Source organism: Rubrobacter tropicus, assembly GCF_011492945.1.
Taxonomy (GTDB): Bacteria; Actinomycetota; Rubrobacteria; order Rubrobacterales; family Rubrobacteraceae; genus Rubrobacter_D; species Rubrobacter_D tropicus.
Map to the genome: position 1 here is coordinate 2,811,526 of NZ_CP045119.1, position 25,097 is coordinate 2,836,622.

General features: G+C 68.1%; 26 protein-coding genes. 7 read left to right on the forward strand and 19 right to left on the reverse strand.

The genetic code is table 11. The features are described 5' to 3' along the window. Window positions 1–9 precede the first annotated feature (9 nt). Together GBA63_RS14025 and GBA63_RS14030 are read left to right on the forward strand one after the other, a co-directional pair. Complete coding sequence (locus tag GBA63_RS14025) at window positions 10–1,131, forward strand: MFS transporter (RefSeq protein ID WP_166177045.1); 1,122 nt, start codon at window positions 10–12, stop codon at window positions 1,129–1,131. A gap of 132 nt (window positions 1,132–1,263) precedes the next feature. After that, the gene (locus tag GBA63_RS14030) at window positions 1,264–1,962 is read left to right on the forward strand and encodes a glutathione S-transferase N-terminal domain-containing protein (RefSeq protein ID WP_166177047.1); all 699 of its coding nucleotides are present in this window, start codon (window positions 1,264–1,266) and stop codon (window positions 1,960–1,962) included. Window positions 1,963–2,035: 73 nt separating this feature from the next. On the opposite strand, the gene GBA63_RS14035 is transcribed toward GBA63_RS14030, so the two are convergent. The 3 genes from GBA63_RS14035 to GBA63_RS14045 form a co-directional block, all read right to left on the reverse strand. Further along, window positions 2,036–2,437, reverse strand: a complete 402-nt coding sequence (locus tag GBA63_RS14035) for a GlcG/HbpS family heme-binding protein (protein ID WP_166177049.1) — start codon at window positions 2,435–2,437, stop codon at window positions 2,036–2,038. 14 nt (window positions 2,438–2,451) lie between these two features. Next, on the reverse strand, window positions 2,452–3,423 hold the full coding sequence (locus GBA63_RS14040) for an ABC transporter substrate-binding protein (RefSeq protein WP_166177051.1): 972 nt from the start codon (window positions 3,421–3,423) through the stop codon (window positions 2,452–2,454). Window positions 3,424–3,567: 144 nt separating this feature from the next. Further along, window positions 3,568–4,071 (reverse strand): ABC transporter substrate-binding protein, encoded by a 504-nt coding sequence (locus GBA63_RS14045; protein WP_166177053.1) that lies wholly within the window; start codon window positions 4,069–4,071, stop codon window positions 3,568–3,570. A 184-nt stretch (window positions 4,072–4,255) separates the two neighbouring features. On the opposite strand from GBA63_RS14045, the gene GBA63_RS14050 reads away from it, so the two are divergent. Further along, window positions 4,256–4,807, forward strand: a complete 552-nt coding sequence (locus GBA63_RS14050) for a DUF998 domain-containing protein (RefSeq protein ID WP_228282577.1) — start codon at window positions 4,256–4,258, stop codon at window positions 4,805–4,807. On the opposite strand, the gene GBA63_RS14055 is transcribed toward GBA63_RS14050, so the two are convergent. From GBA63_RS14055 to plsY, 5 genes are all read right to left on the reverse strand, one after another. After that, on the reverse strand, window positions 4,804–6,381 hold the full coding sequence (locus tag GBA63_RS14055; RefSeq protein WP_166177055.1) for a lactate racemase domain-containing protein: 1,578 nt from the start codon (window positions 6,379–6,381) through the stop codon (window positions 4,804–4,806). The genes GBA63_RS14050 and GBA63_RS14055 overlap by 4 nt on opposite strands. 202 nt (window positions 6,382–6,583) lie before the next feature. Beyond that, window positions 6,584–7,618, reverse strand: coding sequence for a zinc-dependent alcohol dehydrogenase (locus GBA63_RS14060; protein ID WP_228282578.1), 1,035 nt, complete (start codon window positions 7,616–7,618; stop codon window positions 6,584–6,586). A 17-nt stretch (window positions 7,619–7,635) separates the two neighbouring features. After that, entirely contained in the window at window positions 7,636–7,791 is a 156-nt protein-coding gene (locus GBA63_RS14065) for a hypothetical protein (RefSeq protein WP_166177059.1), read from the reverse strand. 1 nt (window position 7,792) lies between these two features. Further along, on the reverse strand, window positions 7,793–10,045 hold the full coding sequence (locus GBA63_RS14070; protein WP_166177061.1) for an HAD-IB family hydrolase: 2,253 nt from the start codon (window positions 10,043–10,045) through the stop codon (window positions 7,793–7,795). Further along, entirely contained in the window at window positions 10,046–10,648 is a 603-nt protein-coding gene (gene plsY / locus GBA63_RS14075; protein WP_207956797.1) for a glycerol-3-phosphate 1-O-acyltransferase PlsY, read from the reverse strand. Between the two features lie 52 nt (window positions 10,649–10,700). Between plsY and GBA63_RS14080 the strand changes: the two genes are divergently transcribed. Beyond that, complete coding sequence (locus tag GBA63_RS14080; RefSeq protein ID WP_166177063.1) at window positions 10,701–10,889, forward strand: hypothetical protein; 189 nt, start codon at window positions 10,701–10,703, stop codon at window positions 10,887–10,889. Here GBA63_RS14080 and GBA63_RS14085 read toward each other — a convergent pair. Then, window positions 10,886–11,482 (reverse strand): TetR/AcrR family transcriptional regulator, encoded by a 597-nt coding sequence (locus GBA63_RS14085; protein ID WP_166177065.1) that lies wholly within the window; start codon window positions 11,480–11,482, stop codon window positions 10,886–10,888. The two genes, GBA63_RS14080 and GBA63_RS14085, sit on opposite strands and share 4 nt — an antisense overlap. A gap of 97 nt (window positions 11,483–11,579) precedes the next feature. Here GBA63_RS14085 and GBA63_RS14090 point away from each other — a divergent pair, with 97 nt between their 5' ends. Beyond that, window positions 11,580–13,202 carry an AMP-binding protein gene (locus GBA63_RS14090; protein ID WP_166177067.1) on the forward strand — a complete coding sequence of 541 codons (1,623 nt, stop codon included), beginning with the start codon at window positions 11,580–11,582 and terminating at the stop codon, window positions 13,200–13,202. 114 nt (window positions 13,203–13,316) lie between these two features. Here GBA63_RS14090 and GBA63_RS14095 read toward each other — a convergent pair whose 3' ends face one another. Then, window positions 13,317–13,571 (reverse strand): hypothetical protein, encoded by a 255-nt coding sequence (locus GBA63_RS14095; protein ID WP_166177069.1) that lies wholly within the window; start codon window positions 13,569–13,571, stop codon window positions 13,317–13,319. Window positions 13,572–13,846: 275 nt separating this feature from the next. Between GBA63_RS14095 and GBA63_RS14100 the strand changes: the two genes are divergently transcribed. Together GBA63_RS14100 and GBA63_RS14105 are read left to right on the forward strand one after the other, a co-directional pair. Continuing rightward, window positions 13,847–14,596: a 3-keto-5-aminohexanoate cleavage protein gene (locus GBA63_RS14100; protein WP_166177071.1), complete on the forward strand. Its 750-nt coding sequence runs from the start codon at window positions 13,847–13,849 to the stop codon at window positions 14,594–14,596. 639 nt (window positions 14,597–15,235) lie between these two features. Beyond that, the gene (locus tag GBA63_RS14105; protein ID WP_166177073.1) at window positions 15,236–16,354 is read left to right on the forward strand and encodes an alpha/beta fold hydrolase; all 1,119 of its coding nucleotides are present in this window, start codon (window positions 15,236–15,238) and stop codon (window positions 16,352–16,354) included. A 55-nt stretch (window positions 16,355–16,409) separates the two neighbouring features. Here the strand turns inward: GBA63_RS14105 and GBA63_RS14110 are convergent, their stop codons facing one another. The 9 genes from GBA63_RS14110 to hisF all read right to left on the reverse strand — a co-directional run bounded on the left by GBA63_RS14110 (window position 16,410) and on the right by hisF (window position 24,921). Next, window positions 16,410–16,850, reverse strand: coding sequence for a hypothetical protein (locus tag GBA63_RS14110; RefSeq protein WP_166177075.1), 441 nt, complete (start codon window positions 16,848–16,850; stop codon window positions 16,410–16,412). A 134-nt stretch (window positions 16,851–16,984) separates the two neighbouring features. Beyond that, complete coding sequence (locus tag GBA63_RS14115; protein WP_166177077.1) at window positions 16,985–17,296, reverse strand: hypothetical protein; 312 nt, start codon at window positions 17,294–17,296, stop codon at window positions 16,985–16,987. 274 nt (window positions 17,297–17,570) lie between these two features. Further along, a complete protein-coding gene (locus GBA63_RS14120; RefSeq protein ID WP_166177079.1) occupies window positions 17,571–18,077 on the reverse strand; it encodes a hypothetical protein in 507 nt (168 codons plus the stop codon). A gap of 2 nt (window positions 18,078–18,079) precedes the next feature. Further along, the gene (locus GBA63_RS14125) at window positions 18,080–18,454 is read right to left on the reverse strand and encodes a hypothetical protein (RefSeq protein ID WP_207956798.1); all 375 of its coding nucleotides are present in this window, start codon (window positions 18,452–18,454) and stop codon (window positions 18,080–18,082) included. 376 nt (window positions 18,455–18,830) lie between these two features. Next, a complete protein-coding gene (locus tag GBA63_RS14130; RefSeq protein WP_166177083.1) occupies window positions 18,831–20,990 on the reverse strand; it encodes a response regulator in 2,160 nt (719 codons plus the stop codon). A gap of 456 nt (window positions 20,991–21,446) precedes the next feature. Continuing rightward, window positions 21,447–22,973, reverse strand: a complete 1,527-nt coding sequence (gene trpE, locus GBA63_RS14135) for an anthranilate synthase component I (RefSeq protein ID WP_166177085.1) — start codon at window positions 22,971–22,973, stop codon at window positions 21,447–21,449. Further along, complete coding sequence (gene hisIE, locus GBA63_RS14140) at window positions 22,957–23,595, reverse strand: bifunctional phosphoribosyl-AMP cyclohydrolase/phosphoribosyl-ATP diphosphatase HisIE (protein ID WP_166177087.1); 639 nt, start codon at window positions 23,593–23,595, stop codon at window positions 22,957–22,959. The genes trpE and hisIE overlap by 17 nt, the downstream gene beginning before the upstream one ends. Next, window positions 23,592–24,143 carry a cysteine hydrolase family protein gene (locus tag GBA63_RS14145; protein ID WP_166177089.1) on the reverse strand — a complete coding sequence of 184 codons (552 nt, stop codon included), beginning with the start codon at window positions 24,141–24,143 and terminating at the stop codon, window positions 23,592–23,594. Before GBA63_RS14145 ends, hisIE begins: the two co-directional genes overlap by 4 nt. Next, window positions 24,136–24,921, reverse strand: coding sequence for an imidazole glycerol phosphate synthase subunit HisF (gene hisF, locus GBA63_RS14150; RefSeq protein ID WP_207956799.1), 786 nt, complete (start codon window positions 24,919–24,921; stop codon window positions 24,136–24,138). The genes GBA63_RS14145 and hisF overlap by 8 nt, the downstream gene beginning before the upstream one ends. Window positions 24,922–25,097 lie beyond the last annotated feature (176 nt).

The following is a 25,097-nucleotide window of genomic DNA, read 5'->3' on the forward strand; positions in this document are numbered from 1 at the left end:
ATAACCGCCGTGCGCCGACTCCTCACACTCTGCTGCGCGATAGTCCTGGTCGACACGATCTTCTACGCCGCCCTGACCCCGCTGGTTCCTTACTTCAACGACGAGTTCGGCCTCTCGAAGTCGGCGGTGGGGCTCCTCGGGGGCGCGTTCGGGGCTGGGGTGCTCGCAGGCGCCGCGCCGGGCGGCTACCTGGCCTCGCGGGCCGGCGTGAAGGCCGCCGCGCTCGTCGGGCTCGCCCTGATGTCCGTCACGAGCATGGCGTTCGCCGTGGCGGACACCACCTGGCTGCTCTTGCTGACCCGGTTCGTCGGCGGTTTCGGCAGCGCGCTCTCGTGGGTGGCCGCGTTCACCTGGCTCGTCGCCCGGGCGCCGGAGGGGCGGCGCGGGGAACTCATAGGCGTGATGCTCAGCGCCGCCGTCGTCGGCGCCCTGCTCGGTCCGGTCCTCGGGAGCGCCGCGGCAATCGTCGGCCTCGTTCCGGCCTTTACGGGCGTCGCCCTGGCCGGCCTCGCCATCGCCCTGTGGGCCGTCTTCGAGCCCGCGCCGGCGCCGACCGGGGACGGCTCGCCCGTCGGCGCCCTGGGGGTCCTGCGACGGCCGAGGCTCCTCACCGGGCTCCTCTTCGTGGCGTTCTCGCCGCTTCTCTTCTCCGCCCTCACCGTGCTCGTCCCGCTCGACCTCTCGGCCGTCGGCTGGGGGGCCGCGGCGGTCGGGGCGGTCTTCCTGGTCAGCGCGGGCTTCGAGGCCCTCGTCCACCCGCTCTTCGGGCGCTGGACGGACCGCAGCGGCTACCGGCCGCCCGTCCTCGCGGCCCTCCTGGCCTCGATAGCGATACTCGCCGCGCTCGCCTACTCGGCCAACCCATGGCTGCTCGCGCTCCTCGTCGTGCTCGCGGGCGTCGCCTTCAACGCCCCTCTCGTCCCCGGCACGGCCCTCTTCTCCCGCGGCACCGAGAAGGCAGGCCTCGACCAGGCGGTCGCCTTCGCCATAACCAACTTCGCCTGGGCCTCGGGCTACGCCGTCGGCGCACCCCTAGGCGGCTTCCTCGCCGACCTCGGCGGCGACGCCCTCTCCTACGTTTTCCTTATAGGCGTCTGCCTCGCGGCGATGTTGCTGTTGCGGGCCGAGTGACGCGGGTTGCGGCCTGGCGGGTTTGAAACCCGCCCCCACGTTTGGGGGTCGGGCCCGGGTGTTGGGCCGTGACGTGGGCCGGTTCTTTCATATACTGTGAACCGTAGATAAAACTATCGACAGGAGCGAAGCGTGACCCAGCCCATAGACCTCCACTACTGGCCGACGCCCAACGGGTGGAAGGCTTCCATCATCCTGGAAGAGCTCGGGTTGCCTTACGAGGTGAAGCCCGTGAACATCGCGGAGGGCGACCAGTTCGAGCCCGAGTTTCTCAAGATCAGCCCCAACAACAAGATGCCGGCCATCGTCGACCCGGATGGGCCTGACGGGGAGCCGATCTCCGTCTTCGAGTCCGGGGCCATCCTGATCTACCTCGCCGAGAAGACCGGCCGCTTCCTCCCCGCCGATCCGCGCGGAAAGTACCGCGTTCTCGAGTGGCTGATGTTCCAGATGGGCTCCGTCGGGCCGATGCTCGGGCAGGCCCACCACTTCCGCCAGTACGCCCCCGAGACGATCCCCTACGCGATCCAGCGCTACACGGACGAGGCGGCCAGGATCTACCGCGTCATCGACCGCCGGCTCGCCGAATCCGAGTACATAGCCGCCGACGAATACACCATCGCCGACGTGGCCGTCTTCCCCTGGCTCGTCCCCCACGAGAACCAGGGCCAGAACCTCGACGACTACCCGAACCTCAAGCGCTGGTACGAGGCGGTGGAGTCACGCCCGGCGGTTCAGCGCGGCCTTGAAGTCTTCGCGGAGCAACGCCGCCAGCTCACCCGCGACATGGACGAGGAGACCCGCAGCACCCTCTTCGGCAACAAGAGGTAAGGCCGGCGCGGAGCGCCGGCCGCGGTCAGCTTCTTGTCTTTTGCTGAAAGCTGACCGCTGAAGGCTGACAGCTCTAAAACGCCGCCGCGCCTGCTTCGGCGACCTGCTGGTCCTGGTCCACGGTTCCCGTGCTGACGCCGACGGCGCCGACGATGTCGTCTCCGCGCCGCAGGGGTATGCCGCCGGCGAAGATGACCAGCCTGCCCCCGTGCGCGTCGCTTAGGCCGAAGAGCTCCTGTCCGGACTGGGTCAGCGCGGCCAAGTCCTTCGTCTCGGTCTGGAAGGCTATCGAGGTGTAGGCCTTGTTTATGGAGATGGAGATGCTGCCTATAAAGGCGCCGTCCATGCGGACGTGGGACTTGAGGTGGCCCCCCGCGTCCACGACGGCTATGTCCATCGGGCAGCCGATCTCGGCCGCCTTCTCCTCGGCCGCCGCGATGACCCGGCGCGCGTCCTCGAGCGTTATGGTCTCCATGTCTCTCCTTTCGTCTACCCGCCGCCCCGGCGCGACCAGTGTCCCTCGTCCACCTCGGTCTCGGCCAGCTCCAGGGTGGCGGCGTGGCCGGTGAAGTCCACGTGCTTGTTGACGGCGACGAGCGCCTGCGGGCAGCACAGGAAGACGTTCAGGGCCTCGTCGTAGACGAGCCTGTCGAGTTCCTTGCCGAGGTCGCCGAGCTTTTCCGGGTCGGTCTCGACGACGGAGCGGCCCATGAGGTCCTCGAACTCGGGCAGCACCGGCCCGGCCCGGAAGGCGCCGCCGGAGTGGAAGTACTCGCGGTGGATGACCGCGGGCGGGTAGCCGGCGGCCAGGTCGAACCAGGCGTGGACGAGCACGTCGAAGGGCACGGGCAGTTTCTTCTCGACGAGCGCCCGCTGCGCGGCGACCAGGTTTTCGTCCGGGATCGTAACGAGATCCACCCCGATCCCCAAAGATTCCCCGAAGCTTTCGGCCAGGTAACGGGCCACCGCCTCGACGTCGCCCGTGGTCGCCAGCCTGAGCGCCCGGTCGGGCGGCCACCCGGCCTCGGCCAGAAGCCTCTTGCCCTCCTCAGGGTCGTGCGGGTAGGGTTCGAGGTCGTCCGGCGACTCCCAGGAGTAGGGCGGCGCCATCGCTGCGACCGGGTGGGCGTACCCGAAGAAGACCTCGCGTACCAGGCGGTCGCGGTCCACGGCGAGGTTGAGCGCTTTGCGGACCCGGACGTCGTCCAGGGGCGCCGAGTTGCGGTTTATGAGGCCGGATACGACGCGCATGGCGTCGATGGTCACGAGGTTCGCGTGATCCGAGTCCCTGACCCTCCCGGCGTCGGCCGGGGAGACCTCGGTGACTATGTCGACCTCGCCCTCCGCGTCGCAGACGAGGCCGAGCGCCTCGGCGGGCCCGACGTCGTTTCGGAAGACCACCTTTTCCAGGCGCGGGCCGCGTTCCTTGTTCCAGTGGTCGGGGTTGGCTTCGAGGACCACCCTATCGCTGCGCGGCAGGTTCGTCGGGAGCCAGGTGCAGGTGAAAGGTTCGGCCTCGATGATGGCGATCTCGGCCTCCCAGGAGGAGAAGCCCTCGACGAGGGTGAACGGTCCCGAGCCCCACGGGCCCGGAGCGTCGATGGCTCACCAGTGTCCTTCGCCGGTGCCGTACTTACGGTACCCGAACCCCTCCTCCTCCCAGAAGCGGGTGCTAGCTATGTGAAAACCCCTGAACTTCGCGAGCGCCAGCCCGTCCGGCTCGGGGAACACAAAGCGCGCGGTGTGGTCGTCGGGGCACTCCACGCGCGTGTCCGGGTGGAAGTTCAGGTAAGTCCCGGGCGGGTGCGGGGCCTTCCACTTCTGCACCTCGTCAAAAGACCTCTTGATGCTGTGGGATGTCAGCGGCTCGCCGTCCTGGAAGCGCACGCCCTCGCGGACCTTGACGATGAGGGTGCTGCCCTCCCACCCGGAGTCCTCCATGCAGGCCCCGACGATGTTGCCCCTCTCGTCGGTGCGGACCGGCTCCTCCATCGTGTTCCAGGTTATGAACAACCAGTTGAGCGGGTGCGGGTCGACGACGTGAACGGTGCCAACCGGCGCACGGACGCCCCCTTCGGCGGCGGGCTGCCGCGTGGCCTGACCTGTCATGTTTGCTTCCTTTCCCCAGAAACCAACGGTTACAAGGTTAACAGGGGCCCCGCCCCGCGCAACTCGTTGAAACCGCCGGGCGGGGGTAGGGGGATACCCGGATCAGGCAACGATCGGGGAGAATCCGTCGAATAGATCAACGACCATCCGCGCGGCGGCGCTCGCGGGCATCTTCGGCCCCGCCATCTTCGCCGCCGCGCTCCTCACGCTGACGGCGCTCCAGTACGACTTCATGCGCGGGATCGGCTGGAAACCGCTCGAAGACCCCGCAGGCGCCTGGCCGAGCGGGCTCGCCCTCGGCCCCCACGGCTGGCTCCTGGACACAAGCTTCGTCCTGTCCGGCGCGCTGCTTTGCGTGTTCGCCCTGGGCCTTCACCGGGGCATGGGCCGGGGCTCGAAGTTAGGCCCGGCCCTGCTCCTCCTCGCCGGCGCGGCGATGGCGCTGCTGGCCTTCGAGACCGACCCCATCCGGCGCGCGGGACCGAGGACCTGGCCAGGCTTCGTCCACGACGCCGCCTTCGTCGTCTTCGCGCTGGCCCTGCTGCTCTCGCTCCTCTTTCTCTGGCGCCGCATGCAAGGGGGTGCGCGCTGGCGCGGCCACGCCCGGTTCACCCTCGTAACCGCCCTCGTCTGCGCGGCGTGCCTCGTCCTTCCTGGCGTCGCCTACTACGTCTTTCTCGCCGCGGCGCTCCTGTGGATAGAGCTCACGGCCTTTCGCCTCCTGCGCCTCTCCTAACTCACCTCGACCATAAACAGCGGCGGGATGTGCATGTACGTGATGCTAGGGCTCGCGCCGACGATGGGCTCGGCGACCTGGAGGGCTTCGGCCACGGTGTCGGCGCGTTTGTAGCCCATCCTGGACGTCGTGTGGGGATCGCCGCCGACGAAGACGACGCCGCCCAGGTGGTCGAGGGCGTGGGCGCCCCACTGCCAGGTGGTGAACGGGTGGAAGCCGTGGTAGGCGTGGGAGGACCGGTAGAGGGTCCGGTACCACGGGTCCAGGGCGTACTTGTCCTGGAACCTTCTCTCGCCCTCGTGCGGGTCGGTGGTCTCGGCGATCACCTCGTCGAAGTACGGCTTGTAGCTCGGGTGGTAGGCGTCGTCCCACTCGTTCGGGACGGGGTGGGTGGCTATTATGACGCCGCCCTCGCGAACCAGCGGCCTGCCCTTGTAGAGGTTGAAGAGGTAGCCGAGGACGTAGTTGTGGACCAGTATCGGGTTCATGATCGAGTTCACGTTGTACGGCCCGACGTACGGCACGCCGAGGAGTAGCACGTCGGCCTGGCCCTCCACGCGAACGAGCTGCTGGCGGTATATGTGCTCAAGGGTCTCGGCGTGTACCGGTTCGGTGGCGCCGGCCTGGACGCTCGTCATACGGTGCGGGGCGACTATCGACTGGAAGACCTTGCGCGCGGCCTTCCGGGGCATGAACTGCGTCGCCTTGTGATTGGCGAGGAAGTTAGCCTTGGTGATCGCGTTCCACTCGTGCTCGGGCTTCGCCATGAAGTCGAACATGGAGGGGAACGCGGCGTTGTTGAGGGTCGTCTCGATGTGGAAGACCTTTACGGCGTTGTCCAGGATCTCGCCCATCCTGTTTATGGAGCCGTGCATAGCCGAGTTCGGCGGGTCCATCAGCGAACGGGTGTTCCTGAGCGTCTCGGCGTTGTGGTGGTGGCGGATCGAAGAGTAGGGCGAGATCCCCGTGTGGACCGACTTGTGCCCCCCGTTCATCGCTACCAGGTTGATGTTCACGTACACGACGAGGTCGCTCTCGGCGGCCCGGCGGCTGATGCGCACCTCCTCCCCCCGCTCGGTGTGCCCGATCACCGTGTTCCCCTCTTCGTCCTCGGCGTCGTAGTTGTACAGCCGGTCGGGATAGAAGGACGACATGATGTCTTTCCCCAACGCCCACCGGAGCTCCTTCTCCGTCATGCGCCGGTGCAGCCCGAGGGCGGCGATGAGGTGGATGTCATCCACACCTTTTGCGTAAGCCTTCTCCAGGACCTTCTCAATTACGAGCTGCCGGTTGTCCGGCGGCTTCATCGGCGGCAGCGGGCAGGAGACGTCGTCGAAGACGATCGTCAACTTCATGCCCGGATGTAAAAGCTCGTGCAGAGGCTCCATCCCCATCGGCTCGAGCAGCGCCCGCTCGATGGCGACCTTCGGGTCCGCGAGCGGCTCGACCGGACCTGGAGGGTATATAACGCGCGTCCCCTCGGGCAGCTTCTCGTAGTGAAAACCGTCCCCCGCGTTGAACATCATCGGAGGGCTGGACTTTTCGAGGGTGGTGACGAATCCGGGTCGGGTCATTGCGCTCCCTTCGGTCGCTTGAGCTGGTCAGCCGGTCAGCATTTCAGCCTGTCAGCTTTTGGTGGAGACTCTCGGGCCGGATGATAACCCCGGCGAGGGTACAGATCCGCAGTGTCGATCCTTACCGCCTTTGGCTGACGGGCTGAGAGCCGCCGCAGGCGGCGTGCTGAGAGCCGCCGCAGGCGGCGTGCTGAGATGCTGACTAGCTCCTGTGATCGAACACCACCTTCACGTTTCCTTCGCGCCCCGCCGAGCGGGCGGCGGCTATCGCCTCGCGGTACTCTTCGAGGCGGAAATGTGGGCCCACCATGGTCTCGAGCTTTATCTCGGGCGCGAGCCGCATCGCCAGATCGAAGCTGCTGGCCCGTTCCCCGCGGTGCTCCTCGACGCCGTAGGCGTATGTTCCGGCTAGGCTTATCTCTTTGTACCAGAGCGCGGTGAGGTCTAGGACGCTTCTCGCCGCGGGCATACCGACCAGTGCGACCTTTCCGCCGGGTCTCGTCAGGCGGAGGGCGTCTTCCATGGTGCCGGACGAGCCTACGCATTCGAGGACGTTGTCGGCGCCGCCCATCACCACGGGCTTGCCCAGCTCGGGTTTGAGGGCCTCGGTGCCGAGCATTTCGGGGAGGTCGGAGTAGGTCTGCTTCGGGTGGACCACTTCGTCGGCGCCGAGCCGGATGGCCTCTTCGCGTTGACGCCCGTGCTTGGCGACGCAGATTATGCGGCCCGCGTCGGTCAGGCGGCGGAGGGCCGCGACGGTGAAGAGGCCGATGTTTCCGGCCCCGATGACGAGGGCCGTCTCGTGGGGCCTGGGGTTCGTCTTGAGGGCGGCGTGGGCGGCGCAGGCGAGCGGCTCGATGGCGACGGCCGCCTCGTCGGGGAGGCCCTCCGGGACGCGGTGGAGCTGGGTCGGGTGGGCGACCAGCGTCCTCTGGGTCCAGCCGCCGCCCGTGTCGTGGCAGAAGCCGGTCTGGATGCCGGGGCCTATGTCTCCCTTCGCGACGTTCAGGCACAGGGCGTGCCGGCCGGCGGCGCAGTAGGGGCAGGGCGGGTCGATGCCCCGGACGGCGCAGCCGAGGGCGGGCTCCACGACTACCCGCTCCCCGGCGCGGAAGCCCGAGTTGTCGTCCGCAACGGCGCCGACGACCTCGTGGCCCATCACGAAAGGGGGGCTCGTTATCGGGGAGAAGTACGGCGAGTTCTCCGAGGAGAGCGTGCCGAGGTCCGAGCCACAGATGCCGGAGAGGAGCGGCTTTACGCGGACCCAGTCAGGGCCGGGAGTTCGGGTTCCGGTGCGTCCTCCAGTTGCAGGGGGGCGAAACGGCCCGTTTCGAGGTTCTTTACCCTTTTCGCGCCGGCGCGCATCAACAAGTAACGCGGGACGGACTTGCGGTAGACGAGGGAGAGCATCCTAGATCTTCTTGGCGACGCGCTCTTTGCCCCAGTCCCGGATCTGCCACCCCCGCTCCTCCGCCGCCGCCCTGAGCCTCCTGTCCGGGTTGACGGCGACGGGACGCCCGACGGCCTCCAGCATCGGCAAATCCGAGATGGCGTCCGCGTAGGCGTAGGAGCGCGACAGGTCCACGTTGCGCTTCCTCGCGAACGAGGCGAGCATCCTGGCGCGGGCGTCGCCGGCGACGGGTGTCCCCACGAGCTCGCCGGTGTAGGTCCCGTTCTCCTGGGCCAGGGTGGAGCAGAGCACGTCGTCTGCCAAATCCTTCATCGGTTCGAGCAGGAAGTCCAGAGCGCCCGAGAGGAGGACGACGCGGTGGCCGAGGGCCTTGTGCTCGCGCAGCCTTTCGAGGGCGTCGGGGAAGATGCGCTCCAGGGTGAAGCCCGCGAAGCTCTCGCGGCCGAGGTGCTTCGCGCGTTCGGGTTTCCAGCCGGCGTAGTTCTTGTAGAAGGCGCGGTTGAAGTGGGCGCGGCTGATCTTGTCGAGGCCCCAGTAGTACGGGATCTTGGTCATAAACGCCGCTAGCCACAGGGGCCGCACGGCGGCCGGCAACTCCTGCATCCTGAGCCACGCGTAGTACGAGACGACGTTGGAGCCGACCAGCGTGCCGTCGACGTCGAAGATCGCGGCCACCTCCCCCGGCTTCTCCTCGACCTTCCGCCGCCTCTTGCGGTTGGGCCGCGTCGTGAGCGCCGGCAAATGCGTCCCGTGCAACCACTCCCGCCACCGGACCTCCGTAACGTCGAACGGGAAGGTCTCCTTGTCCTCTGGTTCGAGCCCCTCGTACAGGGCCTTCGTCCTGTCGGTAGAGAAGACGGCGTACATGTTCGCGTAGGCGCCGTAGATGCGGCTGTAGTAGAGGCTCATCCTGGCCCGCTTCTCGGCCCGGGCCATCCTCTGGCGGGCGTCCGAGACCATGTGCCCGTCCGGGAGCCTGTCCGCCACCTTCCCGCCGACCTGCAGGGCGGTGAGCTGCGCCTTGAGCGCCAGCTCCACCTTGCCCCGCCCGGGAAAGCTCCACTCCGGCACCTGCACCGGGCGCCCGCCCGAGTCCCGCAAGGGGTTCTCCACGAAGTAGTCGCGGACGTGGTCGTAGAGGTCGCGGTAGCGCAAGGGGTTTCGCTGGCCGGAGGCGACGTGGAAGACCTCGGGCTCCTCCGGGCGCCTGATACCGGCGGCGAGGATGGCGTTCACCACGTGGTCTACGGGGACTATGTCGACCAGGGTCTCGGGATCGCCGGGGAACTCGCGCAGGAGGCCCTTGGCGTAGGCCATGATTATCGGGTCGGCCATGCGGGAGCCCTGGATCCAGCCCGGGTAAGGCTCCCTGAAGCTGCTCTCTATGATCGCGGGCCGCAGGATGACGAGCGGAGAATCGCCCCGCTCCCGCACCACGGTCCTCTCGGCGAGCGACTTCGTAAAGGTGTAGACGTCGTTCCACCCGAGCTCGCGCGCCCGCTCCGTGCCTCTTTCGACGAGCCGCTCGCGCATCCAGGCCCGCCTGAGCTGGTCGACCCTTTCGGCGACCTCCTCCTGGCTGCCGACCATCCCGAGCTCGTTGCGGGCCTCGGACTCGAAGCGCCTGAGAAGGCCCCGCTCCTGCGAGGCGTTCTCGACCTCGCCCACGACGGCCTCGAGGCCCAGGATCTCCTCCCCCGCGTCGAGCGTGGTCCCGTTCGGCGTCGTCTTCCCGGGCGGCTCTTCCGGCGCATCCCCCTCGATGTTCCCCGCGACGTAGGCGGTCGAGATGTGCATGAACAGCGGCCTCTTCGACCATTCGCGGGCGAGCTTCAACAGGCCTACGGTTCCACGGACGTTCGAGTCCACGGCGGCGTCGAGCGGGGCGTCGAAGACGACGGAGGCGGCGGAGTGGATCACGACGTCCACGTTCTCCGAAAGCTCCCGCAGGTCCTCCTCCCCTAGCCCGAGCGAGGGCGCGTGAACGTCCCCTTCGAGCACCCTTACCTTCTCCGCGACGCGCCCGTCGAACCCGTCCCCGAGCTCCTCGCGCAGCCTCCTGAAGGCGGCGGAGCCGAGCATGTCCTTGTGGAAGCGGTAGTCGGCGCTCTTGTCCTTCGAGGGGCGGACGACGAGGTAGAGCCGGCCGAGGTCGGGGAGGGAACGCAGCGTCTTCTCCACGATCGCGGTGCCGAGAAATCCCGTCCCGCCCGTGAGCAGCACGCATTTACCCCTGTAAGATTCTGCCAGCACCTAGCCCTCCGCCTTCTGTCCGACCTTGCGTTCTCTGCCCTCGATCAGGGCCCGCGCGTTCTCCCTGTGCCGCCAGAGCACGAGGGCTCCGCCCACGACCGTGTAGAGCACGTACGGAAGCGGCTGCCCCGTCAACACGAACGCGAACGGGCTGACGACCATGACCGAGATCGCGCCGAGCGAAGTGTAGCGGCTCAACAGCACCACGGCCCACCAGAACGCGAAGAGCCCGAGCCCGAGGAGAGGCGCGAGCCCGATAGAGGTTCCCGCCCCCGTCGCGACCGCTTTCCCGCCCTTGAAGCGCAGAAAGACCGGCCAGCAGTGGCCCACCACCGCCGCGAGCGCCACGGCCGCGTGCAGCCACTCGCTCTCGACGAGGACCGTCGCCAGGACCACCGGAACCAACCCTTTCAGCATGTCCCCGGCGAGCGTCAGGATGGCGGGCCACTTCCCCGCCGCCCTCAAGACGTTCGCCGTCCCGATGTTGCCGCTCCCGACCCGGCGCACGTCCACGCCGAAAGCGCGTCCGACCAGATAACCGACCGGAACAGCCCCAGGAGGTAACCGAAAAGCACGAGCAGAATCCCCATCATGGCGGGGCAAGTATAGCGGAATGACGCCCCCCGGCCGCGCCCGGGTCGTCTAATATGGACCCATGAACAGCCCCACGAGAGACGGCACCGAGATCCGGCCCATGACGCCCGAGGACGTGGACGCGGCGTACCAGGCGGCAAGCGTCGCCCTCTACGAATCGGCCGAACCACCTGCGCTCCGTCTACCGCAAGCTCGGGGTAAAGAACCGCACGGTGGCCGTTCGAGAAGCCGCCGAACGGGCCTGATCTAAGCCCCACCGGACGACACGACCTCTTCGAGGATCGAACGCACGGTGCGCTCCTCGTAGTCCTCCGAAACCCAGCCGCGCTCGACGACCAGGTGCTGCCAGCCTTCGAGGTGGCCGCGGGCCCAGACCCAATCGGCCGCCGTCTCGATAGTCCAGCCGTCGGCGAGCCGGCCGTCCCGCTCAACCCTCTCGACGGCGGCGCGGAAGACGTCCCGCAGGCTGCCCATCCGGTCCCGCCAGGCCGCCCCGCCCTCCTCGCCCGTGATCTCGGCCGCCTCAAGCGCCCGCGCCACCGGAAGTATCTCCGGCACGTAGCCCAACCACGCCCGTAACAACGCCTCCAACCCCTCCACGGGCGGCAACGCCCCGCAGGCCGCGATCCTCTCTTTGAAGCCGCTCGCCGCGTCGTGGTGGCGCGCCATCGCCGCCAACAACCCGGCCCGGTTCTCGAAGTGGAAGTACACGAGCTGCCGCGAAACCCCCGCCCCGGCGGCGATGTCCGCAATCCTCACCGCCCTCGTGGTCCCACGCTCCCCAACCAGCCCCCACGCAACCTCCAGAATGCGCGAGCGCGTGTCCGTCCCCGCGGTAGTCACCAAGACACCCCTTTACTTGACACGTGTCAAATCGTCGGTTATTGTACCCGCATCTACTTTGACACGTGTCAAACAAAACCTCTGGGAAGGAGGAAGGATGAAGGGCACGGTTTCCGGTGGGTGGGGCCGGGTTGGCGTCTCGCGGGGCCCGTACCCCGATGTCGAGGTACGCGACGTTCCGCTGACGGATTTCGTGTTGTCGCGGGCGGAGGAGCTGGGTCGAAAGTCTGCCTTTGTGGACGGTCCGAGCGGCCGGGTCCTGACCTACGCCGGGCTGGCAGATGCTGCCGGGCGGGCCGCTGCCGGGCTCGCCGAGCGCGGCTTCGGGAAGGGCGACGTGCTCGCCATCCACGCTCCCAACATGCCCGAGTACGCCGTCGCGGTCCATGCGGCGGCTTCCCTCGGCGGGGTCGTTACGACGTCGAACCCGCTCAACACGGCGGGCGAGCTCGCCCGGCAGTTGTACGACTCTGGCGCGGGGTGGCTGCTGACCGCGCCGCCGTTCCTAGCGGCGGCGCGCGAGGCGGCGGGGCTGGCGGGCGTGCGCGAGATCTTCGTTTTCGGAGAAGCGGAGGGGGCGACGCCATTTTCGGCGCTGCTGAAGGGAGAAGGGGGGCCGCCGGAGGTCGAGGTGGACCCGGCAGAAGACCCGGTCTTCCTGCCGTACTCTAGCGGGACGACGGGGATACCCAAGGGGGTGATGCTCACGCACCGAAACGTGGTGGCGAACATCGCGCAGGTCACGGCGCCGGGGTTGGACGTCTTCCGGGAGGACGACACGGTGCTCGCCTCGCCGTTCTTTCACATCTCCGGGCTCGGGCCCGTGATGAACGCCAACCTGCGCGTCGGGGCGACGGTGGTGACGATGCCGGGTTTCGATCTTGGGGCGTTCCTCCAGACGATCCAGGACCATCGGGTGACAGTGGTGTGGGCCGTCCCGCCGATCGTGCTCGCCCTGGCGCGGCATCCGATCGTGGAGGGCTACGACCTCTCGTCTTTGCGTCTGGTTTTCTCCAGCGCGGCGCCGCTGGGCGACACGTTGGCGCGGGAGTGCGCCGAAAGGCTCGGATGCCGGGTCAGGAACGGCTACGGCACCACAGAGACCAGCCCGGCGCTCTGCGTGACGCCGGCCGACGCCTCCCTGGCGAAAGCGGGGGCCATCGGGCCCCCGATCCCCAACACCGGGTGCGAGATCGTGGACGTCCGAAGCGGCGCCCCGCTCGGCCCGAACGAGCCGGGCGAGGTGCTGGTGCGAGGCCCGCAGGTCATGAAGGGTTACCTGAACCGTCCGGGGGCGACCGCGGCGGCATTCGCCGAAGACGGCTGGCTGCGCACGGGGGATCTCGGGTACCTGGACGAAGATGGGTACCTTTACCTCGTGGACCGGCTGAAGGAGATGATCAAACACGGGGGCACGCAGGTCGCCCCCGCCGAGCTGGAGGCGGTCCTCATCTCCCACCCTGAGGTGGACGACGCCGCCGTGGTCGGCCTTCCCGACGAAGAAGCGGGGGAAGTCCCGAAGGCCTTCGTCGTGACGAGCGGTGAGGCGGACGCGGACGAGCTCAAGGCCTTCGTGGCCGGGCGCGTCGCCCCGCACAAGAAAATACACGAGGTCGAGTTCGTCGGGGAGATACCCAGAACCGTGACGGGCAAGATACTGCGGCGGGCGCTCGTCGAGGGGGAGCGAGGGGGGCGGCAAGCGTCTCCGCTTCGGGGGTAAACGGACGCCGCCCGGGAAAGCCCAACCGCACAGAAGGGGCGCTGAGTAAGAAATACTCACCTTTCGCCTCTTCCCGTGACAGAGTAATTCTTCCGATGCCCGCCGGGATAGCGTTTATTCGCAACCCGCGAAGGCGCCGGGCCAAGGAGGTATCGGGATGCGCGTTTTGGCGGCGAGGTCGCGGTCCACCCCATCGAGTTCGGCCGGATCACGCGCGGCCGCGTAGTGCGCGAGTGGCAGGTGGTCCAGGAAGGGCGGCTCTTGCGGGTCCTTGTGGTCCCGCGCCGCGTCGAGGCCCGTGAGGCGGAGGGCGAAGAGCGAGAGCGCATCTGGAAGCGGGCAAACCTCGCCGTTATTGGCGTTACCCACGGGTGGAGCCGGGTTGACGGGCGAGGAGTGGTGCTACTGTAGAGGACCTCGTAGAATGTGCGACCCGTGAGCGTGAGAGGAACGGTAGGATTCTTGTTGGGCGTAGCAGACCTGCTCGTGAACCCTGCGAAGCATTACCGGAGTAGGGCCGAAAGAGTGGCGGTTGCCGGTTTGGGACCGGCTCGCCCTCTTCGACGGTCGGTTGCCATTTCGGACCGTTGCCTTATGCTACGGGCTGACCATGCCGACCTCCCGGGGAGTAGGAACCCGCCACGATGTACGGCGATGACGCCCGCGTAGACCGGCCGCGCCTGCTGCAGGCGGCGCTCAACGGCGACCGCGAGCACCCCGCTACGCCCCGCACGCCCGAGGAGATCGCCGCCGAGGCGCGCGCCGCGGTCGACGCCGGCGCGGCGTCCCTGCACCTGCACCCCTACGACGGGGACGGCCGCGAGACGCTCTCGGCGGGGCCGTGCGCCGCGGCGCTGCGGGCGGTGCGCGCCGCGTGCCCCGGGGTCCCGATCTCGCTGAGCACCTCGGCGGCCATAGAGCCGGACCCCGACAGGCGCTCGGCGCTCGTCGCCGCCTGGACGGATCTCCCCGACCTGGTGACCGCCAACCAGGGCGAGGAGGGCATCCTCGAGCTGTGCGACCGTCTCGTCGCGCGCGGTGTGGGGATCGAGGCCGGCCTGCTCTCACTCGACGACGCGCGCGCCTTTGTCGCCTCGGGGATCGCGCCGCGATGCGCGCGGGCGATGGTGGAACCTTTGGACGCCGACCCCGAAGACGCGGTCGCCCACGCGGAGGCCATCGAGCGGGCGCTAACCGAGAGCGGCGTCGGGCTCGAGCAGGTCCACCACGGCTACGGCGTCGCCTCCTGGGCGGTCAACCGGCGCGCCGTGACGCGCGGCCACGGCATCCGCACCGGCCTTGAGGACACCGCCGTCCTGCCCGACGGCCGCGAGACCTCCGGCAACGGGGAACTCGTCGCCGCGGCCGCGCTGCTGCTGGCACGAGGCGGGTGAAGCCGGACGGGTGTCCTCCCTGGTTCGCGGCGACAAAAGGGCACGGCCGCTGTACCGGTTCTGGCTGCAACGGCGGCGTCGGACGGCTTCGGTGTAGGCGAAGAGGGCTCGCTGGAGCATCCCCGGGCGTCGTGTCCTCCCGGGGGCGTAGTCCCCGAGCCTCAAGGCTTCGAGCCAGCCCTCTTCGCCGCGGGTCTCGGACAGGCCGAAGAGCCTCGGCTGGCCCGGGACGAACGGCGTCTCGAACAGGACCGGCTTCCTCACCTCGAGCAGCCTGCCGACGCCGCTCCTGCCGCCCGCGGCGGCGTACTCGATTTCGTAGGCCGAAGGGGCTCCCCGCGTGCTACGCGGTGAGGGTGTGCTCCAGGAGCCACAGCAGCTCCGCCTCCTTGCCGACCAGGACCTCCTCGGCCTGGAGCCTCCAGCGCATCAGCGTGGCGTAGCCGAGGGCGTCGAGCACGCAGAACGCGAGAAAGACCGCCGGGGGGCGGCACGACGAAGACGCAGGTTCGCCCTTGGGGTAGTGTGAGCTCCGAGTCCTCGGCTGCCGACCTCTTCTCCCAAATCCAAGATTACCCGGTGCGCTTGTTGAGCGCGGCGTCTCCTGCTAAGAACAGGAAGGGGAAGAAGGTAAACAGAATGGCCTCGCACGGCAGTACCCCGTTCCACCCGTTTCGCGTCGGCAGCTACGACAACCCGGAGACCGTGCGCTGGAGGAAGTACGCCACGGGCGCCCACCTGGTTTTGCGAGGAGCCCCGGTAATGGTCGGCCGGACCCCTAAAGAAGTCGTGTGGGCGGAAGGCACGGCCAGGCTCTACCGTTACCGGCCCGACTCCGAGAAGCGGCATCCGGTCCCTATCTTGCTCGTCTACGCGCTCATACTCAAGCCGTACATTCTGGACCTGATCCCGGGCAACAGCTTCGTCGAGTACCTCGTGGGGGAAGGTTTCGACGTCTACATGCTCGACTGGGGCGCTCCGGGCAGCGAGGATGAAAACCTGTGTTTCGACACCTACATACTGGACTACATGCCGGAGGTGGTGGCGCGGGTCCTCCACCTCTCCCGGGCGGAAGGGTTGATCCTCTTCGGGTACTGTCAGGGCGGCACGATGGCCGTCATGTACGCGGCCATCTCGGCCGGGGAGTCCTTGAGGGGGCTCGTTCTTCTCGCCGCTCCGGTAGACTTCGCGCCCGACGAACCGGGCCTTACGGGGCTCTGGACCCTCTGGAGCAGGAACAGCGGGGCGTTCCTGGGTCCCGTGTCGCGGACGCTCGGGAACCTCCCCGCCGACCGCGCCGGTCGATTCGTCGAGAGGGCGACGGCCGTTGCGGCAACCGTCACCCGATGGCCCGCCGTCTACGCGGGGTTGCGGGCGTGGGCGGAGCGGGACGAGGCCGTGGGGTCGTTCCTCGCCGTCGGCAAGTGGGTGGACGACGGTGTGGCGTTCCCCGGCGCGGCCTTCGGGCGCTGGATCCGCGAGTTCTACCAGCAGGACAAGCTGGCCAGGGGAGAGATCCACCTCCGCGGCCGGCGGGTCGACCTTTCGAAGATTGCCTGCCCCCTACTGGGCATCGCGGGCGCCAGGGACTACATCTGCCCCGTATCCCAGGCCGAGGCCGTTATGCGCCTCACCGGCAGCCGGGACAAGGAATTCCTCGTTCTGGACGCCGGACACGTGGGACTCATGGCCGGCCCGGTGGCGAAGGAGGTGCTCTGGCCCCGGGTTAGGGACTGGCTCGAGATCCACCTCGGATGACACCCCCGTCCGGTCGGATACGGGCCGCCATCGAAAGGCAGTAGGTTCGCGGCCCTCACCCGCCCGCGCGAAGGGCCGCGAACCCCTCGCGGTCCAGGCTCATGAGCTCGACCAGCACGTCGGCTTCGAGCCCCGGCACGGGATCCAGGGCCACCCTCTCGACCCCGCCGCGGGGCCCGAAGAGTACGTGAAGCACGTCTTCGGGGGCGGCCTCTTCAGCCTGCCACTCGCGCCCGGAGGCCTCGAGGAGGATGAACAACCCGGCCTCCTCTTCGGAGCTGAAGATCGGCAGAACTCCTTCGCCATCAGGTAGAGCGATGGTGAAGACCGCCGCGACGTCGCTTTCGCGGTCCAGGATCAGCCAGTACCTAGAACACGGGGCTTGCGCTTGGGCGTGGCTTCCGGCGCCCGGTTGCGGGTTTTTGGTGTCTCGGGACGAACGCTTCGCCCTGTTGTGGACTTCGTACCACGCGTCTGACGCGAAGCCTACGCCCATCCAAACCTCCATTCTTCTACGCCATCTATGCGCCGACGCCGTGTGGACGCCCTTGCGGCGAGAGCGAGCGGTTCCACGGGGCATCGCTTTAAAGCGGCCCGCGGCGTCGCCGGTCGGGTGTGGCTTCTACCCTTCTACCCGCGGGCGTTCGTCCCGGCTTCGGGCGGCCCCAGGGTGATGGCCAGCCCCTTCGGCGTCTCTTCCAGGTCCAGGACGCACCCGTCGTAGGTTGCGCTCATCACAGGCGAGACATAGAGGAGGGCGTCACTGCCGAGCTCGACCGGCTCGTCGCCCTCCCTGGGTTCTCCGACCTCCATGACAACCTTCGGCTCGTCGTGCCAGATCGTCCTGTTCTTCTCCAGGCGCAGGGACATCCCCTCGGAGATATCCGCGGCCCTGGCGGTGGTGCGGACGAGCCTCTTGGCTTCTTCAGTAACGATGATCATAACCCTCCTTCTCCGGCTTCCGGTGTCACCAGGGCGGCCGAAAGAAGCAACGGCCTTCCGGTCCGGTTGCGAGCAGCGCCACGCCTCCACCACCTCGAGACCGGCGATCGAACCAATGCGGTGGGTGTCCCTGGCGGGACGGGTGCGCCCAATGACCGGGCACCCGTTCCGCACGGCTCCTCGCGCACGATCGACCATCCCGGCAGCGGGATAAACGGGTAGAGGCTTTGGGGGGCGGTAATCGTCCCCGCCGGCCGCTCAGCTTGCGCGACGCCTAACCCAGGCTGCGCTCGAAACGTTCGATGAGGGCAGGCCTGTTCTTGTGCGTCCTCTCGTAGGTTTTGAGTTCCTCTTTCTCCCTGGCGTCGAGCTCCTCCAGCCTGCGGCTCACCTCCTCGACGCTGAGACGATCGTAATCTTCTATCGGCAGGTGCTGACCGTTCGTCCTCTCCTTCGCCTGCCGGATATCCCCCTCCGTGGCCCCGGGCTCCTCGCCCGAGATCGGGGCGAACAGGAGGTCCGTCAAGGCTCCGGTCGTCTCCCGCGCCAGGGTATGCAGGGCCTCGGCCTGCTTCTCGGACTGCTCCGTCAGGGTGCGCGTCAGGCGCGCGTTCGTCTCGGCCTGCCCCTTGAGCATCCCGATCGATTCGTCGATCCACCCCAGGGTGAGCCTCGCGGCCTGCTCTTGTTGAAGCACCGCCGCATCCGCGATCGCCCGCCAGGACTCCCGCGTTGCCCCGGCTAGTAGCTCCATACCGCCGTTGATCTTTTCGTCGTTCATCTCTACGCCTCCCGTGGTAGGTCGTTTTCTTTTCGCCATCCGGCGGGATCCATCGCCCGTTCCTGAGCCCCGGTCCGCCCGGCGTCCGTAATGCTCCGGTCTTCGGGGTCGAGGCCCGCGCGGTCGTCCCCGAATTCTTCGAGGCGCAGGATCTCCCACCTGGCCTGCTTCAAGACTTCGTTAACTCGGGCTCTTGCCCCCTCGTTGTCCAAACTACTAACGCGGGAGCGAGCGATAGCCAGTTCAAGCAGTAGGGTGGCTTCTTTCGTGGCCTCCGTGCGATCCAACCTAGCCTCGTTCCTCCTGGCGGACATCCCGTAAGTACCGACGCTCACGCGCGCCAGCCGGCCAACCGTCCCGTCGAGCTCGTCCACCACTCGCACAACCTCCTCTCGTGTCCTCGCTCGCGCTTCGCGGTGGGCCCGCTCCCCCACCGGTCGGTGGGGGAGGTAATGGAGGATGGCGCGCCGGTGATTCCCGACTCTCTCCTCCTCTGGCCCCGCGTCGCCTTCGGTTCCGAAGCAAGCGCTTCGAGAGAGCCGCGGTATCCGCGTAGCCGCTAGATCGCCCTCAGGGTGCCGAGCTTAGCAGGTGACCGAAACGCCCTTCATCTTGTAAATTTCTCATTTTGTCGTAGTAGATATCTCCCACTAGAAGAGGGGGACATCTCCTCGTCCACGCCCTAATCCACGCGAACACGAGGAAGAAAGCTCGCGCAAGCGGGGTCCACCGTACCCCGGGCCGGCGCTGCTCCTAGCGGACGCGTACCACGCCGTGGCGGATGGCGAACACCAGGGCCTGAAGCCTGGAGTGCACCCCGAGCTTGTTCAGGATGCTCGTCGTGTGGTTCCTCTCCGTCTTGACGCTTATGTGCAGCCGCTCGGCCACCTTCCCGCTGTCTAGCCCTTCGGCCAGCGCCTGCAGCACCTCCACCTCCCTGGAGGTAAGCCGCCCTATCGCCTGGCGGGCCTCGTGCTCCTCCTCCCTCCGCGAGCCGGCGAAGCGCAGCAGCTCCACGGCCTCCTGCAGGGGCATCAAGGTCTCTCCTGCCTGAAGGCGCCTGACGGCGCCCACCACCTCGTTCAGGTGGGCCATCTTGTTCAGGACGCCCGCGGCCCCCGCCTCGACCGCCCTGGCTATCTCCGCGCGGTCGGGGTTCGCGCTCAGGACGATCGCCTGCGCCCCGGGGTTGACTCCCCTGAGGTCCCGGATCAGATCCCCACCGAAGCCGTCCGGGAGGCCGAGGTCGACGACGGCGACGTCCACCCCTTCCAACATGCCGCGGGCCTCCTCGAGCGACCCGGCCTGGGCGGCGACCTCGAAGCCGGCCTCCTGCTCGAAGGCGGCGGCTATGGCCTCGCGGACGGCGGCGTGGTCCTCGACGAGCAGGACGCGAACCTCTTCGTCAGGCCCGGCCCGCTCCCCCCTCGGGGCCATCTCGAAGCGCACCGTCGTGCCCTCGCCGGGCGCGCTGTCTACCCTCAGGTCCGCGCCCAGCAGGCGTGCCCTCTCGCGCATGCCCCTGGTCCCCGTCCCGCCGGGACCGCCCGCCGACGGGTCGAAGCCGCGGCCATCGTCGGAGACCTCGACGGACAGCGTGTCCCCCGGAGACCACACGGCGACCCGCACGTTGTTCGCCCCCGAGTGGCGCCGGGCGTTGGTCAACGCCTCCCCGATGATGCGCAACAGCTCCGTACCCGTCTCGCCGAGGGGGCCGGAGAGGAGCCCGTCTCGCACGTCCGTGCTTATGCGGAGGTCCGGGGCCATGGTGCGGTGCAGCTCCACCAACGTATCCAGCAGGTCGGTGAAGGGCCTTTCCCGCTCCTGGCCGAGGCGCAGATCGTAGACGGCGCCCCTCAGCTGCTCTCCCACCCGCTTTAACGCGGCCGCCAGCCGACCCAGGCGTTGGGCCGCCTCCTCCTCGGTGCAGATCGACTGCACGTGCTGGGCCTCGGCCACGGCGTAGGTGAGATCCCCCAGAGCCTCGTCGTGCAGGTCGCGTGCCACGCGACTGCGCTCGGCCTCCCTGACCCTGTCCAGTTCCTCTTGGGCCTCCTCGCGCTCTACGCGCATGGCGAGGACGTTTGCGACGCCTTGCAGGAAGTTGGCGTCGTCTTCGGTGAACGCGCGGCGGCCCCCGGTGTGCGCCCCCAGCACCCCGAAAGGCCCGTCCCAGCCGGGGATCGCGACCGTCGCGCCGCCCACCACCCCGTGCTCGACCAGCAGCGGGGGTCGGCCGAAACGCGTCTCCGTGCTAAGCTCCTCGACTATCACCGGCCCCTCCGAGAGGAGGGTGTAGCCGGCCTGAGAGCCGAGGTCCGCCCCCTCCGTCGTTCGTCCCACGACGCCCTCGTCCCAGCCCACCCCGGCGCGCACCAGCAGTTCCTCGCCGCCGGGGAGCAGTTCGACCACCTTCGCGTACTCGACGCCGAGGGCCCGGGCGACGAAGGCCACGGCATCGTCCATCAAGGCCGAGGCGTCGCCGCCGGCCAGGGCCCTCTTTCCCAGCTCGGCCAGGACGGCTTGCCGGTGGGCGCGTGTCTCCGCCTCCTCCTGGGCCCTCTTGCGCTCGGTGATGTCGCAGGAGTAGATCGACAACCCCTCCTCGGAAGGGTAGAGGCGCATCTCGTACCACGGGCCGTCGGGAGACGGGTACTGCTGCTCGAACTCCGTCGCCTTCTGCTCGCGCACGGCTTCGTGGTACTTGCGGTAGATCGTGGTGCCCACCGCGTCGGGGAACATCTCCCACACGTTCTTGCCCAGGAGATCTTCGCGGGCCAGCTCTTCACCCTTTAGTTCTCGCAAGGCGAGCAACGCCCGGTCGTTGACGTAGGTGAAGCGCCACCCGCGATCGAAGGCGTGGAAGAGATCGGTGATGCGTTCGAAGACGTCCTCGTACCGTCGATCCGGCATCCGGCAGTACCTCCTCCGCCCGCTTGCGTCAGGACGCGTCGTCCGACGGCGCAGGGCCGTCGTGACATAGGTCATGCTCCTATCCGCGCAACCCCCGAGCAGTCCAACGATGCAGATGGTTTCGGAATGGCTACACAGATTGGACAGCCGTTTCTGGGGAAGGGTTACGCTCGCCGTCACGAAGGGCAAAGTCGCGGCGGCTTGGGGCACCCAGTTCGGTCAACAACTAGACCGGTTCGCGGAAGTATCTGGCCCGTTGCGAACAGGTTCCTGGGTTTTCGGGGGTGGGGGCTCGCCTCCGGTTCCGTGGCGCACCCCCAAGAACCTCGGTGCCTCAAGACCTCACGCACGACGAGGGTCGGTCCTTGTGCAAACCGCCGTAGAGGGGTACGCGCCTGCTCCCACGGTTCAGTTTCGGGACGCTCGGGGGGACCCCACGTACCGCGTGTTCCGCCGTTACAGCCACATGCCGCGGCTTCGGGCGACCTCCAGGGCCTGCCGGATCGCGCCGGCCTTGTTGCGTGTCTCCTCGTACTCCGATGATGGGACCGAATCGGCAACGACGCCGCCGCCGGCCTGGAAGTAGGCAACACCGTCTTTGAGGAGGGCCGTTCTCAGGGTTATGCAGGTGTCGAGGCGGCCGTCGATGCCGTAGTAGCCCGTGGCGCCGGCGTAGGGACCGCGGCGGGTCGGCTCCAGCTCGTCTATGATCTCCATCGCCCGAACCTTCGGCGCCCCCGAGACGGTCCCCGCGGGGAAGGCAGCCGCCAGGGCGTCCAGCGCCGTGAGGTCTTTCCTCAAGTTCGCCTCGACGGTCGAGACGATGTGCATGACGTGGGAGTAGCGCTCGACCTCCATGAAGCCCGCGAGCTCCACCGAGCCGATCTCACCGACGCGCCCGAGGTCGTTGCGCCCGAGGTCGACGAGCATTACGTGCTCGGCCCTCTCCTTCTCGTCCGCGAGAAGCTCCTCCGCGAGGGCCGCGTCCTCTTCGGGGGTCCCGCCCCTCCACCGGGTGCCCGCGACGGGCCTGGTCATCACCCGCCGTCCCTCGACCCTCACCAGCGGCTCGGGCGAGGCCCCGACGATCGTCAGGTCACCCATCTTCAAATAGGTCATGTACGGGGACGGGTTGACCGTGCGCAGGCCGCGGTACAGGAGCAGGGGGTCGAGGTCCCCGACCTCGGCCGAGAACCTCTGGGAGGGCACGATCTGGAACGCGTCCCCGGCCCTGATGTACTCCTTGGCCTTACCCACGGCCTCTTCGTAACCCGCCCTGGTGAAGTTCGAGGACACCTCGATGGAGCCGTCCCCGAAACGCGGCGCCCGGCGGGCGAGCGGCGCCGAGAGCCTTTCGGAGATCCTGCGTATGTCGTCCGCAGCCCGCCGGTAGGCCGCCGCGAAGCCCTCGCCCTCCACGTCGCGCAGCCCGGCGGCGTCGACCAGGGAGACGACGAGCACCTTGTGCCTGAGGTGGTCGAAGACCACGAGCGTGTCCGTGACGGCGAAGAGCGCCTCGGGGACGCCGAGGTCGTCGGGCGGGGCTAGCTCCGCCGGGAGCTTCTCCAGGTAGCGGACGGCGTCGTAGGAGAAGAAGCCGACGGCGCCGCCGACGAAGGCCGGGAGGTGCGGGAGCGGGGCGACGCTCTTTTTGCCGACGATCTCGGCCAGCCCACGAAACGGGTCTTTCGCCGGCACCTCCCGCACCCCGTCCGCGTCGACGACCGTGTAGACGCCGTCGCGGTAGGAGAGCGTGCGCTTCGGGTCGAAGCCAAGGAAAGAGTAGCGTCCGAAACGTTCTGCGGCCTCCGCGCTCTCGAGCAGGAAGACCGTGTCTTCTTCCGCAAAGCGCAGGACGGCCGAGATGGGGGTCTCGAGGTCGCCTATGAACTCGGCGTACAGCGGCACGACGTCGTAGGAGCGGGCGAGTTCCCTCGCCTCGCCGATGGATGGCGTGAGGTTCAAGTCAGCCGTGCCGGTCACTCAGGATCCCCGCCACCTCTTCGATGCCAACGCCCCGTTCTTCAAGCAGGACGAGCAGGTGGTAGACGAGGTCGGCCGTCTCCTCTGCCAGCCTCTCCTCGCGCAGCGCCGCTATGACGACCTCCACGGCCTCTTCGCCCACCTTCTGGGCCACCCTCTCGGGGCCGCGCCGGATCAGACCTGCCGTGTAAGATCCCTCCGGCATCTCCCTGTGCCGCTGGGCTATGGTCCCGGCCAGCCTCTCCAGCGTCGCCCCGAAGGCCTCCCCGTCCGCCTTCTTGGTGGCAATGCCGACGCCCTCGCCGGCCAGGGTGGTGAAGAAGCAGGTCCCGGCGCCCGTGTGGCAGGCGGGCCCCCGCGGCTCCACCTTGTAGAGCAGCGCGTCCCCGTCGCAGTCCAGGCGCACCTCGACCACGCTTTGCGTGTTGCCGCTCGTCTCCCCCTTGCGCCAGAGCTCCGCGCGCGAGCGCGAGTAGTAGTGGGCCTCCCCGGTCGCGAGCGTCTTCTCGACGGCCTCGCTGTTCGCGTAGGCGAGCGTCAGGACCTCGCCGGTGTTCGTGTCTTGGGCGACGACCGGCACCAGGCCGCTGGCATCGAAGCGGACGTGCTCGACGGCCGTCACGCTTCGACCGGCTCTCTGAAGGAGATCTCCCCCGACGGGACGACCTCGGCGAAGCCGTTGCCCATCACCTCGTTGTGGTGGGCGACGATCTGGCCCGCCGAGAGGGCGGCGTCGTCCCAGGTGCCGTGCGCGTCGGCGGCGAGCGTGACGTCGTAGCCCAGGCTGAAGGCCCGCCGGCAGGTCGTGTCCACGCAGTACTCGGTCTGCATTCCGGCCAGGATCAGGCGTCCTATCCCCCTGGACTCGAGCTCTTCCCGGAGCGTGGTGTTCAAAAACGAGTCCGGCGTCTCCTTCTCGACCACCAACTCCCCGTCCAGCGGCGCGACCCGCGGGTGTATCCGCCAGCCGTCCGTGCCCTTCTCCAGCGGGTGTCCGGGGCCGCCCGCGTGCTGGACGTGGACCACCGTTACGTCCGCGCCGCGCGCTCTCTCGATCAGGCCCTCGATACTTTGAAGCAGGCGTTCGCCGTCCGGGACCGGCGGAACGCCTGGGGTCTCGAACATCCCGAGTTGCGTGTCTATGACGACGAGGGCCAGGTTTCTAGCCACTTTGCACCTCCGCTTCCGTCCGGCGGACCGGTATCCCCGACCGCTCCATCTCCTCCTTGACCTGCGCGATGCTGTACTCCCCGAAGTGGAAGATGCTGGCGGCCAGAACGGCCCCAGCGCCCGCCCTCACCGCCGAGATCATGTGCTCCGGTCCCCCCGCCCCGCCCGAGGCGACTATCGGGACGCTGGTCTTTTCGGCCACGGACGAGATCAGATCCAGGTCGTACCCGCTCTCGGTCCCGTCGGCGTCCATGCTGTTGAGCACGAACTCCCCGGCCCCCCGCCTCTCCCCCTCTACGAGCCACCCGATAGCGTCCATCCCCGTGTTGAGCCGCCCGCCGTTGAGGTAGACCTCCCATCCGGGCCCCTCCTCCTTGCGCTTGACGTCCACGCTCAGGACCACGCACTGGGCGCCGAACCGCTCGGCGCCCGCGTCTATGAGCCCGGGGTCCCGCACCGCGGCGCTGTTGACGGAGACCTTGTCCGCACCAGCCCGCAGCATGGCCCGCATGTCGTCCGCGGTCCTGACGCCGCCCCCTATCGTGTAAGGAACAAAGACCTCCTCGGCGGCGGCCCTGGCGAGGGCAGACGCGGTCTCCCGCCGCTCGTGGGAGGCGGTGATGTCGTAGAAGACGATCTCATCAGCCCCCTCCCTGTCATACAACGCCGCAAGCTCGACCGGGTCCCCCGCGTCCCTCAGGTTCTTGAAGTTCGTCCCCTTGACCACCCGGCCGCCATCCACGTCAAGACAAGGAATGATCCGCACCTTCAGCCCCAAGACACCACCTTTACAAACGCTATATCTACTTTACGTCTTACATTTAGAGGTTAAGGTACTCCCACGCGACTTGCCAACACCGCGCGCCAGCCCCGCCAACCACCCAAAAGCTGAAAGGCGCGAAGCGCCGGGCTGAAAGCGCAGGCGAAGCCAGAGCGTGCCGCGGTTCGCTTTGC